Source organism: Salinimicrobium sp. CAU 1759, assembly GCF_054482715.1.
Window position 1 is genome coordinate 341,258 of the sequence record NZ_JBTLRK010000002.1, and the last position, 13,008, is coordinate 354,265.

General features: G+C 41.4%; 7 protein-coding genes. 3 read left to right on the forward strand and 4 right to left on the reverse strand.

The window, feature by feature from the left end:
• Positions 1-58: 58 nt before the first annotated feature.
• The 4 genes from ACXYMT_RS12665 to sbcD form a co-directional block, all read right to left on the reverse strand.
• Positions 59-583 carry a type 1 glutamine amidotransferase domain-containing protein gene (locus tag ACXYMT_RS12665; RefSeq protein WP_459059589.1) on the reverse strand — a complete coding sequence of 175 codons (525 nt, stop codon included), beginning with the start codon at positions 581-583 and terminating at the stop codon, positions 59-61.
• A gap of 15 nt (positions 584-598) precedes the next feature.
• A complete protein-coding gene (locus ACXYMT_RS12670; protein WP_459059468.1) occupies positions 599-742 on the reverse strand; it encodes a hypothetical protein in 144 nt (47 codons plus the stop codon).
• Between the two features lie 89 nt (positions 743-831).
• Positions 832-3,852 carry an AAA family ATPase gene (locus ACXYMT_RS12675; RefSeq protein ID WP_459059469.1) on the reverse strand — a complete coding sequence of 1,007 codons (3,021 nt, stop codon included), beginning with the start codon at positions 3,850-3,852 and terminating at the stop codon, positions 832-834.
• Positions 3,849-5,072, reverse strand: a complete 1,224-nt coding sequence (gene sbcD / locus ACXYMT_RS12680) for an exonuclease subunit SbcD (protein WP_459059470.1) — start codon at positions 5,070-5,072, stop codon at positions 3,849-3,851. The genes ACXYMT_RS12675 and sbcD overlap by 4 nt, the downstream gene beginning before the upstream one ends.
• 203 nt (positions 5,073-5,275) lie before the next feature.
• Here sbcD and ACXYMT_RS12685 point away from each other — a divergent pair, with 203 nt between their 5' ends.
• The 3 genes from ACXYMT_RS12685 to ACXYMT_RS12695 all read left to right on the forward strand — a co-directional run.
• The gene (locus tag ACXYMT_RS12685) at positions 5,276-8,371 is read left to right on the forward strand and encodes a ligand-binding sensor domain-containing protein (protein ID WP_459059471.1); all 3,096 of its coding nucleotides are present in this window, start codon (positions 5,276-5,278) and stop codon (positions 8,369-8,371) included.
• Positions 8,372-8,426: 55 nt separating this feature from the next.
• Positions 8,427-9,065, forward strand: a complete 639-nt coding sequence (locus ACXYMT_RS12690) for a response regulator (protein WP_459059472.1) — start codon at positions 8,427-8,429, stop codon at positions 9,063-9,065.
• Between the two features lie 175 nt (positions 9,066-9,240).
• Positions 9,241-13,008: GEVED domain-containing protein (locus ACXYMT_RS12695; protein WP_459059473.1), on the forward strand; the 3,768-nt coding region annotated here is incomplete at its 3' end.

The window sequence follows — 13,008 nt, forward strand, 5'->3', positions numbered from 1 at the left end:
AAAATAGGATTTTCTACTGTTTTCGGACACTGACTGAATTTTAAAATACCTTGAAGGCTTAATTTTCCAATAATCTAATCAATTCTTTCGCTGCTTTTTCAGCTGAGGCCGGATTCTGGCCGGTGATCAGCTTTCCTGAGACTTTTACTTTCGAAGTGAAAGGTAAGGTTGCACTCGTGTACTTTGCACCCAATGTCTTTAAACGATCCTCCAGGCTAAAGGGAATATTGTCTCTCAATCCTACCATTTTTTCTTCGGTATTTGAAAAAGCCGTGACCTCTTTACCTTGTAAAAGTTCAGGTATTTCTATTGCAGCTGTGAGCAAAGCTGCAGGCCCATGGCATATCGCAGCAATGGGTTTATCCTGATTGTAGAATTCAACCACCAGGCGTGCTGTATCTTCATCTTTGGCAAGATCCCCCATTGGGCCGTGGCCTCCGGGAAAGAAAACAGCATCAAAATCATCTGCCTTAATATCAGAAAGCTTCAATGTAAACTCAAAATCTTTTTGTGCTTTTTCGTCTTTTTTGAATCTCCGGTTTGAGGAGGTTATATTTTCGGTGAGTTCGCTTCTGGGATCTATTGGAGGTTTACCACCTTATGGACTCGCCAGGGTTACAATATAGCCCTTATCGATGAACTCAAAATATGGGTCTGTGAATTCTCCCAGCCATACACCCGTTTTGGAATCTGTATTCACCAGTTCACTGTGAGAAGTAAGAATCATCAGAATCTTTTTCATGTTGCTTTTGTTTAACCATAAAGATCCTCAAAAGGCCGGGTGCGGGCCAAAACCTTATCTTTTAATTAATATAAAAAGCCAACTTATCTTTAACCCACAATCTCCAGGGAACTGTATCCCTGACCATTTCGGGTGAGTCTAACCTGTGTTGCTATTCTCTCTTTTAAAGAATCCACATGGCTTATCACTCCAATGATTTTAGACGATTCTGCCTGTAGTTTTTCAAGAGTATCAAGAGTTTGATCAAGGGTTTCAGGGTCAAGTGTCCCAAAACCTTCATCTATGAAAAGTGAATTGATCTCTACATTTCTGGAGGCGAGATCGCTCAGAGCAAGGGCCATGGATAGACTGAGAAGAAAGGTCTCTCCACCCGACAGTGTCTTAACTGAACGGCGTTGCCCACCCATATGCTCATCAATTGCTACCAGGCTGTCATCTTCCTCTTCAAGGGGTTTATCAATTCTGTAGCGGTCACTCAGGTCTTTCAACCTTCTGTTCGCCAGGACAAGCAATTGGGAAAGGCTTAGGTCCTGTGCAAAATCGTTGAATTTTTTACCTTTGGAATCTCCGATAAGCTCATCAAGAATTTTCCATCGTTTGATGCTTCTCTTTTCTTCTTCGAGTTCGGCTTCTATTTCTGCGATTCTATCTTTTCTCTCCTTATCATTTCTCAGCTTTCGCCTTAATTCTTCACATTCTTCATTGAGGGAAGAAAGTCGGGTTTTATTTTCCTGAAGACTCCTTGAAAGTTCTGCCTCGCTTTCCGGCACATCTTTTTGCTTAAGCTCTTCCAGTTGATCCTTCAGGGTTTTTAAGAAAGCTTCAATTTGCCCTTTTTGAGACCTTAGATCTTCCCGTTTTTTCCGAAGCTGCAAATATTCCGTTTCAGGAAGTAATTTATTAAGTGCTTCGGCTACCTCCTTACAATCTGCTTCAGTGATTTTTGGCTGCAGTTTTTCTTCAAGCTCCTTTCGCTCAGTATTTTTGCCCGAAAGCTTCTGGTTCAACTCTTGTTTCTGGGTGGCAAGGGATTTTTTGTGATGCTGCAACCCGGTCCAGGAATTTTGCAGCTCAAGGCAATCTGTTTCTACATCATTGCCGGTGTAGAGGTTATCCAGTTTCTCCTTGATCTGTTTCCCCTGAACAAGCACTTCCCTGATTTCAGAAATTATTGGCAGCCCAATCAAAATTGCTCCCAGCTTTCTTTTTTCCTGTTCAAATTGCTCCAGCAGGTTAATTCTTTCTTCCCTGTTGTTGCAGAAATCTTCCCAATTTTCCCTGTCCGGATTGATCTCCAAAAATTCCTCTCTAAAATGCCTTTTTTGAGACTCCAGTTTCTGAGTTTTCTCAGCAATATTTTTCTGAAGTTCGGCGATTCTTTTTTGATGATGAGCAAGATTGGTACTTCGAGTTGTCACCTTCTTTTCAAGCTCCGACAGCTCATTTTTTAGTTCAGAAATTTCTTGCTGTAAACGGTCATTTTTGGCAGGTAAGTGAGTTGCATAAGGATGATGCGTACTACCACAAAGTGGACAGGGTTCTCCATTTGTAAGCTTATGCCTAAGATCTTCAAGACTGGCTTTTAAAAGCTCATTTTCCCGTTGAAGCTGTAGGTTTTCTACCTGTTTCTGAAGAATTTCAGCTTGTTTCTTATCTGAATCTATTTTTTGAGGCAACTCCTTTACTTGCGGGAGCAGGTCTGTTTCCTCCTTTTGGTCTCTTTCTAATTCTGCTGAAAGATTCTGAATGATTTGCCATTCCTGTTGTGCTTTTCGTCCCTGCTGAAGAAGTTGTTTTAACCGCGATTTTTCCAATTCCGGCTTCTCAAGATCCACATTGTCTAGCTTCAGCCTTAATTCCTGAAGATTGTTCTCTCCCGAAGCTCTCAATTCCTTTAATTTCTGCTCTTCGGTTTCGGGATTTCCATTTAGCCTGAATGGCACCTCTCGCAGCTCAGAATTGAACCTTTCCTGAAGGTTTTTATACTGGCCTAGTTTTTCATCCCTTTGCAGCTGCAGGTTTCTTACATTTTTGGAAAAGGAATGCAGGCTCGTTTCGATCTCGCCGGTTGCAGGTTCTGTTTTTAAAAACTTCCTGATCTTTTCAAGGCAGCTGTCAATGTCTGCAACGTTCCGCTTTTCTCCCAGGTCATGAGCTTCGAGTTCCGCTTTGAGTTCCTTACAGCTTTCGTCGAGGTTCTTCCAGTTCCGCAGTTCTCCTGCAAAAACCTGCACCTGTTCATGCTGCCTTAGCTTTTCCCCGTGTTGTTTTTCAAAATTCTCCAGTTCCTCAATTGCAGCTAACTTCAGCTTTTCCCTTTTCTGGATCTGGTTAGCTTGAGAGGAGATCGTTTTTTTAAGCTCCTGCAGTTTGTCCAGCTTTTGGATTTCTTTTTCAAGCGGCTCGCAGGTTTTCAGCTTTTCAGTTAAAGAGGAATTTATTTCCTTTAAAGTATCCTCCTCTAAAAGGTCTTTTTGGAGCACATTTATTTCCCGTTGCCGGTCTTCAATTTCAGCATTGACCGTTTTGAATTTCTGATAGACTTTTATACCAACTTGTCGGTAAATTCCGGTTCCTGTAATTTTTTCAAGAAGTTCTCCGCGTTCATCTTTTCGGGCCTTCAGGAATTGAGCAAAATCTCCCTGGGCAAGGAGCACCGACTTTATAAACTGGTTATAATTAAGTCCGATTAATTCTTCATTTTTTGAAGGAACATCAGACTTCTTGTAATCCAGTGGCTTTTCAGTAGCCATGTCATAGAGGAACATTTCATAGTCGCGCAGGTTGTTGTTGCGATTTGTAGAAATACTCCATTCCGAAGCAAAAACTCCGGAGTTGGCCTGGTAAGTGACTTTAGCAAAAGCTTCCTTTTGATTGCGGGTAAGCATCGCACCTTTATTGATGATATCGCTTTTGCTGATCTTTCCAAGACGAGGGACCATATTAAAAAGGGCGAGGGAAATCACGTCCAGGATAGAACTTTTTCCACTGCCCGTAGGCCCGGTGATCGCAAAAAGCGAACTCACATTGAAGGGTGCCTTTGTAAAGTCGATCTCGTGCCGCCCTTTTAAGGAGTTTATATTCTGAAATTCAATTTTTAAAATCTTCATATTTCTGCATTTTCGTCCCGGTGCAACTCCTCAAGGATCACATTAAAGGCTGAAAGGATTTCCTGCCTCGTATCTGCATCGTATTCATGTTTGGCAATAAGCTCCAGAAAAACATCTTTAGGTTGAAGGTCCTGAAGTTGCACATCTGACTGAAATGCCTGAGCCGCTCCTTTTAGCTGATTCTCAAAAGTTGCCCTGTGCTTCACGATCCTGAAACCTTCCTTCTGGAATCCACTGACCAGTTCATCCAGCGCATAAATTTTCAAGGCATCATATTGTTCTTCTTTCAGTTCTACCTCAAGGAGGCTTTCAAGAATTTTCTTTTCCTGCAGTTCCTCCAACTTGAAATTAAGCTCCTCCAAGTTTCCACTTAATTTGAGCAGAGATCGAAACGCCGGCACCGAAATACTCTTTGGTTCCCAGCCTTTTTGAGTATCTATCAGCAGAACCCTTTTTTCATCCCTACGTTCGCTAAACGACAGGGGCAGGGGAGAACCACTATAAAATGCAGGAACAGCTGCCGCAACCCTTTGCGGCTTATGTATATGCCCCAGGGCGATATAGCTGAAGTAGTTACCAAAACGTGAAGCTTCAAAAGCTGCAAGATTTCCTATTTGTATTTCTCTTTCGCTTTCTGACGTTTCAATTCCTGCAGTAAAAAGGTGACCCATTGCTATAGCCGGAACTCCGGGAAATTTTGAAGCGCAAATTTCTGAGGTCTCACAAAAGGTACTTTGGATCCCGGTTTTTAAAGCTTCTAATCGGTCGTCGTAGTTTTCACCGTCATCTGTCCGCCGCAGGTCCGCATCTCTGAGAAACGGCAGAGCTGCTATTACGACTTCCGGTTTTCCATCTTTACCTAAAACAGGAATAACTATGTCTTCGAGATCTTCCGGCAAACCTCCAATTATTTCGATATCCAGTTCCTTCAGGATCTCTTTTGGAGCATCAAGCATAGCGGGAGAATCATGGTTTCCTCCTGTCAGAATAATTCTGCAGTTAAACCGCTTCATTTTCATTAGGGCCCGATAATATTGCCGGCGTGCATCGGAAGAAGGATTGGCAAGATCAAAAACATCTCCCGAAACGAGTAGGAGATCTACTTTTTCGGCTTCAATGGTGTTACAGAGCCAATCGATGAACAAATCGAAGTCTTCAGTCAGTTCGGTCTTATGCAACTTTTTTCCTATGTGCCAGTCGGCAGTATGCAGGATCTTCATTCAGAAAAAATATTTGAGCTTTCGAAGGTAATGTAAAGCTCCATTTCATACAAAGGTAAATGGGAGCAGCGACAAAAGCTGTCGTAAATCTTCCTTAATTAAACTAGAAAATCTCCAATCCTAACACAGGAATATAAAATTTGCTATATTTAGTTGATTAACAATGAGAAAGCTTCCCCTGCTGCTTCTTATAAGCTACTTTTATGGGGAAAAAGTTACACTTCATTTTGCTTTTTGTCTTCACCTTGGGCTATTCCCAGGAGACCAATCTTGCTTTTAAGAATATTACCATTGATCACGGGCTTTCCCAAAACAGTGTCGTAGATGTTGCTCAAGATAGCCTTGGCTTTATGTGGTTTGCCACACAAGACGGCTTAAACCGATATGACGGACAGAGCTTTAAGATCTTTCCGGAGGTTTTCGATGACGTTACTTCCCCTGTCTATTCCAGATTAGGTAAGCTGTTTATTTTCGGAAACGAACTGTGGTTTATCTCAAAGGGAGGAAAATTAAAGGTAATGGACCTGACTTCCGAATATATCTATCCGGTGGAGAAAATAGGTCTTGAGGAAAAAGATCTACCTCCTGTATCTGCCATTCACCTGGATGAACATGAAAATATTTGGATAGGGACTGTGAGTGATGGAGTATATTTTTGGAACAGGAAAGAAGATGTCGTGAATAGGATATCCAGGAATGACGAATTTCCATTTTCCCTTGCCAGTAACGAGGTGAATTCTATTTATGAAGATAATGAAGCAAATATATGGGTAGTGACGAACAACGGACTCACCCAAAAAAACAATAACAGAACAAAAAATCACCTTAGGGGAATTAATGCCAATGTTTTGACCCAGGATAAAAGTGGAAGATTGTGGCTGGGTACCTTTGGAAAAAGTCTGTTTGTTAAAGAAAAAGCATTTGAAGAATTTCGTCCTTTTGAAGTTGAAGGTTTACCCCGAGACCTGGTGGTGGAGGCGATTCATGCAGACACCAATGATAACATCTGGATAGGAACTTACGGTAATGGGTTGTTCCACATTAATAATAAATCAGGCAAAGTCTCTCATCTTTTACCGGAGCGACAAAATCCTTTCAGCCTGGGTTTTCAGGATGTGTTATCAATTAAGGAGGACAAAGAGGGATCTCTTTGGATTGGCACAGATGGAGGAGGAGTAAGTTACTACAATCCTCACTTCCATAGTTTTAAAAGTGTGACAGGTCAGGAAGTTCCCGAAAACATTTCAATTGAGCAGGTAAGAGCTATTACTACAGATGAAGATGGAGGAGTTTGGATAGGAACTTCAGGAAAAGGATTTACTCATTTCACTCCTGATTTTAAGAAGGTAAAGACCTATCATTTAAAGCCCTACCGTCCTGAGATAAGTAATTATGACCGGGTGGTATCCTTAATGGCAGATGAGCAAGGGGATATCTGGATTGGTACACATGGCAACGGCTTAGTAGTCAAGGACCGCAGGACAGCGAAAAATAAAGTCTGGTTTTTTTCAGAGGCGGAAAAAAAGACAAGTCGGATTCCGTCAAATACGATTTGGGCTCTCCTCGAAGCTGGACCTAATCGGGTTTTTGCAGCAACCAGAGATTCCGGCCTGCTTTTAATTGACAAGGAACAGGGAGTAGTAAGAACCTATCCGGGAAATAGGGAGCTCGAAAGTTCCCCGCAAAAGAAGAATATCCGAAGTCTGGTGAGGGTAAATGACAGTATTCTCGCCCTGGGTTCAGAAACAGGTGCAATTTTTCTTCTGAACATTAATGATGGGAATTTCAGCCAGGTTGCAAAGGAGCAAATGGGAAATCTATTAAATAATGAATATGGTATAAAATCTCTATACTACAGTAATGGATTTCTCTGGGCAGGTACAGCCGGAAAGGGAATTACTGTCACTCATTTAGCTTCAGGTAAAACCAGTTTAATTTCTTCTGAGGATGGAATACCCAATAGAATGATCTACGGGATATTACCTGAAGATGAAAAAAATTTATGGATGAGCTCCAATAAAGGTCTGTTTAGAATTGGTTTTGAGGTTGACCAAAATATAGTTGAGATAAAAAAGATACAGTCATTTACAGTAGGTGATGGCCTGCAAAGTAATGAGTTTAATACAGGAGCATATCACCGGGCTTCAAATGGCACTCTTTATTTTGGGGGAATACACGGGCTTAATTATTTCGATCCTAAAAACTTACCCGCAAACAGGGATCCAGGTTTTGTGGTTCTAACCCAAGCTCTTGTGGAAAATGAACCTCTGGAGGGTGACACTTTAATTACCTATAAAAAGGAGCTTCAGCTACCTTACAGCATGAATTCAGTTGCTTTTAATTATACGGTTTTAGATTACCTGTCTCCTGAAACTATGAATTATGAGTACATGCTGGAAGGCTACGATGAGAATTGGATAGAGGCAGGGGACAGACAGTACACAGCTTACACTAATCTTCCTCCCGGAAACTATGTGTTCAAGGTAAAACCTTCCAAAACGATTAGTTCTAATGCTGAACCAGCTGTGTTGGGAATCTCTGTTGCCACACCTTTTTGGTTACGCTGGTGGTTTATTCTCCTGCTATTCGGCTTGATACTGGGGACCATGTACGCATTCTATAAATACAGAATCAATCAATTACTTGAAGTGCAAAGGGTGAAGAATAATATTTCTGCTGATTTGCATGATGACATTGGTTCAAGACTAACCAGTATACAATTTCTATCCGCTTTGTCCCGCAAAAAACGATGGAAGCAGGAAGATACAGAAGATTGCCTGGAAGGAATTGATGAGGAGGTACAGGCTTCGGCAGAGGCTCTAAACGAGATCGTTTGGAATATTAAAATGGATGATGAAAGTCTTGAGGACATAGTTGCTAAAATGCGAAGGTATGCCGGGGAAACTCTTGACAGCACGGGGATCAATTATTCGGTTGATATAAAAGCTGATTTTCAAGGGAAGAAGATGGGAATGCAGAAACGAAGAGAAATTTTTCTCATCTTTAAAGAACTGCTGAATAATGTTAGGAAACATTCAGAAGCTAAATCTGTCGACGTAGAGATAACCATTAAAGAGAGCATGTTTTACCTTTCAGTTTCAGATGACGGTAAAGGCTTTGATCCGGAAGTGGACACAGGCCGTAACGGATTGAAGAATTTACGGGAAAGAATTATGAAATGGAATGGTCGATTTAAACTGAAATCTCACTTTGATAGCGGAACTAAGGTTGAGATCTGGCTTCCATTCGACAAATTCACCTTTCTGAGAAAAGTTTTTGGAAGGCTACGGAAAAAGTAGAAATATCATCCTAAAAGAGGATTGTGCAGCAAAAGTGTAGAGACTAAATTTACCTATGGCCACACGTATAACCATATTCGAGGATAACCAGCGGGTAAGGGAATCCCTTTCCGCCTTGCTCGACAATGGAAAAGAGTACGTGGTGTGCGGAGCTTTCCCTACAGTTTTGGACGTAACCAACATCATCAAGAATGAAGATCCTGATGTGGTCGTTCTGGATATTGATATGCCCGGGATGGACGGAATTTCGGCAATTCCTCTTATCAAAGAGATCAATCCTGAGATTTCCATTGTAATGTACACGCAGTTTGAGGACGATGATAAACTCTTTAGGAGCCTTTGTGCCGGTGCAGATGGTTATGTACTTAAAAAGACCACTCCGGCAAAACTTCTTGATGCCATTGAAGAAGTAAGAAAAGGGGGAAGCCCTTTATCCCCGGCAGTCGCCCGTAAAATTCTTTCTTCTTTTAGAGAGAAACCTAATTCAGCCCGGGAGAACTATGACCTCACAGAGAGGGAGGTTGAGGTGCTGCAATTACTTACCAAAGGTTACAGTGTGAAACTTATCGCTGCAGATCTAAATATCGCCTATGACACCTGTCGCTCCCACCTTAGAAACATCTACCGTAAACTGCATGTAAATTGTGGCAAGGAAGCTATTGCCAAGGTCCTGGCAGAAAAGATAATCCTATAGTTTTTTATTTGCAACTTATTGAAAATCACCCTAAAAGGTGATTGCGGCCTACATCCTATTAACTTACTTTTAAGTATTCCCTCAAAACTATTCTTCCCTAGAAATAGTAGTTACAGAGTTTTTTGCTCATGCAGTTTTGCCTACCTGATTTTATTCATTTTTAACTATTTCATTTATGGAATCTCTTTACATCTCTTTCCGCTACGTTTTAAGCAGGGTCTTCTTACTTTCTGCTGTTTTGATTTTTACTATTGGTGCCAATGCTCAACAGAAGATTAATATTAATGAACCGGGATCCATACCGGCAACAGAAATAAGTCCGGATGATAAAAACATCAAAACATTTTTAAGAGAAGCAAAACGGGCCAGACAATTCAAATTAAATCCGGCGATCTTAAATAGAAGCTTTAGTAAGGGTGCTGAAATTCAATTAGAATTGTTTAGCGACAGAAATTTTCCTGCAATTGTAAAGGATGTTACTACCCGGGGAGATGGAACAATTTCGCTAAGCCTTAAGCTTAAGGAGTATGATCTTTCTAATGGCTTTATGATCTTATCTAATAATGCTTATCTGCTCAACATAAACATTCCTGAGCTCAACGAATCATACAGTATAAGAAAAAACCGGGATTCTTCAACAGGATATCTTATTCAGCTGGATGAAACGGAGACCAACTTTTTTGAATGTGGCACTACCACAGAAGGTGTCAAGGGTGAAATGCCGGTTAATAAAGATCCGGTTTCAAGTACACAGAAAATTTCTGTAGATCCAGTTACCTGTGAAGTGCTTTTCCCTACAGAGCAGGAACTTGCTACCATTAAACTTCTAGTGTTATACACAGATGCTGCAGAGATCTTTGCTACTGATAATTCTACTGATATTAATACGCTTATAAGTGGTGCGATTCTACAGGCAAATGACGCAGTTGGAAACAATAATTTAGGAATAAGCTTCACGTTTGAAGCAGTAAAACTTAATTATACAGAACAGGGATTTGGGACTGATTATGTTAACCTTTTAACCAATAACTTACAAACAGATGATGCCTTCGCTCTGCGAAAAACTCATCAGGGAGATCTTGTTATCCTATTATCCTCGTATGATGTGAGCACTCCAGGTGGAATAGCGACCCCAATGAGATCAAGATTTGGTGCCCCAACCAAGGCTTTTGCAAATGTGAGGGCATGGTATGCGTTAAATACAGATGCGTTTATTCATGAAATTGGCCACTTACTTGGCCTGGGTCATTACAAATATCAGAATTCCGATCCTGGACCCACAAACTGGCTCGACTGGTCTGCGAATACCTGGTCTGGTGGCTGGCGTTTTGAGGCCGATGATCCTGCAATAAATGGAAATGAAACCGAAATGTACGGTACAATAATGACCTATAAATCAGGTTCGGAATATGTTGATGGCAGGAGCACCCGTAGCTTACTTCAATTTTCTGATCCGACTGTTCCAATTTTTGGAGTAGATGCAGGTAGTGCCACAGAAGGGGATGGAGCCCGAACTATTCTAGCAACAAAGCATTATGTGGCCAGGTATGAAGAAACCGCCGATTATTGCCTGGTGACTCCTCCAGATAATTATCCGAATGAATATTACTTATCTAATGTCAATATGGGCCTTATTTCGAACTCTAGTGTCGGAATGGGCTACGCTGATTATACTACTTTGGCTACTTGTATGTTGCCGGGAGAAACTCAGCAGTTATCGGTTGATATAACAAGAACCCAAAATTGGGCAACATATTTTTCTGTCTGGATTGACTGGAATGATGATAAACAATTCGATTTAGAGGAGCTCTTTTTTACTTCCGAGACTTCATCTCTTTCTTTCAGCACAGAAATCACAGCACCTACAGGATTGCCTGCAGGTCCCAAGCGAATACGTTTACGAACCCATCCAAATGGAATAATAGATCCATGCGGAGGAAGTGATTTTGGTGAAATTGAGGATTACACAATAGACCTGGGAGAGGGAGATCCCTGTAACAGTTTATCAATTCCCCAAAACCTTGTAGTAACTGAAAATAATGGTACGGATGTCACCATCTCCTGGGATCCCCTTTCCGGAGTTGATTATTATGAGCTGCAGTATCGTGAAGCAGGGGGTGCCAATTGGACTACAATTTCAAATATAATTTATCCTTCTCAACAAATTACCGGCTTAAGTATTACGACCAATTATGAGGTCCAGGCTCGCAGTTTTTGTTCAGGGTCTCCTACAGCCTATTCTGATATTCTTCCATTCACTACTGAAACCTACACTTACTGTGATTCTGGCGGTAATACTTCGGATAGCTACATATCCCGGGTTCAATTAAATACAATAGACAATACTTCCACTAATGAAAATGGAGGATATTCAGACTTCACAGATGTTTCTACCGGTTTAGAGCAAAATACAAGCTATACATTAACAATAACTCCAGGATGGACAGGCACTAATTTTTCAATAGGATATGGGGTATGGATAGATTATAATTATGACGGTGATTTCGATGATCCCGAAGAGGAAGTTTTCTTACCATCCGGAATAACATCAGCAACATCTTTCAATGTAAATTTCACGGTGCCATATGGTGTACAACCCGGACCAACAAGATTGAGGATAGTAGCCCGACAGGGTAATATTCCCAGTGCTTGCGGACTTTATAGTGCAGGAGAAACTGAAGATTACACTGTTATTTTAGCTGAAGGTCCTGAATGTGTTGCTGCAACCATACCAACAGGTTTAAGTTTTGAAGATACACTGTTAAGTTGGGATTTAGTTCCTGGTGCCACTTATGATGTGCGTTACCGAGAATCGGGGGCATCAACCTGGATTGATATTAATGACATTGTGTATAACTATGTCAACTTGCCCAATTTAATTTTTGATCAGGAATATGAAGCACAGGTTCGTAGCAAATGTGAGGGTGGTGCAACCTCTTCTTATTCATCTTCATTTACCTTCGTTGTTGGCTACTGTTCTTCAAGTGGTACCGATGCAAATATTTCCATCACTAGAGTACGGGTTGGGACTATTGATAATGTCTCATCAGGTGATGTTTCTGGTTATACAGATTTCACTTCAATTGTTTCAGATCTCAAACAGACCAATTCTTATAGTATAATTATCGATAATTCTGGTCCTCTAATATCAAAAGTATATAGGGCTTGGATTGATTTGAATCATGATGGTGATTTTGAAGATACAGGGGAATTGGTGATGGACGTTGCGAGCGCGACTAACACAGCAAGTGGTAATTTTACAGTGCCAGACAATACTGTTTTAGGATTGACTACAATGCGTATTTCTATGAAAATGTATTCCGGGGCCTCTTCTTGTGAAGAATTTTTATATGGAGAAGTTGAGGATTATACGGTGAATATTATTGGATCTTGTGAAACATCGACCACCTGGTACGCTGATGACGATGAGGATGATTACGGTGTCGATGATATTGCTACAAATATTGAAGCCTGTGAAAACCCTGGCGCCGGTTATGCCAGCCAGGCAGGAGATTGTAATGACAACGATCCCGCGATCAATCCCGGAGCTACGGAAGTTTGTGATGGTGTGGATAACAATTGTGATGGTAACATAGATGAGGGACTCACTACCAGCACCTGGTATGCCGATTCCGATGGCGATCTATATGGTATTGATGATCCTGCTACAAATATTGAAGCCTGTGAAAACCCTGGCGCCGGCTACGCCAGTCAGGCAGGAGATTGTAATGACAACGATCCCGCGATCAATCCCGGAGCTACAGAAGTTTGTGATGGTGTGGACAACAACTGTGACGGTAACATCGACGAAGGACTCACTACCAGCACCTGGTACGCTGATGCCGATGGGGATGATTACGGTGTCGATGATCCGGCCACAAATATTGAAGCCTGTGAAAACCCTGGCGCCGGTTATGCCAGCCAGGCAGGAGATTGTAATGAC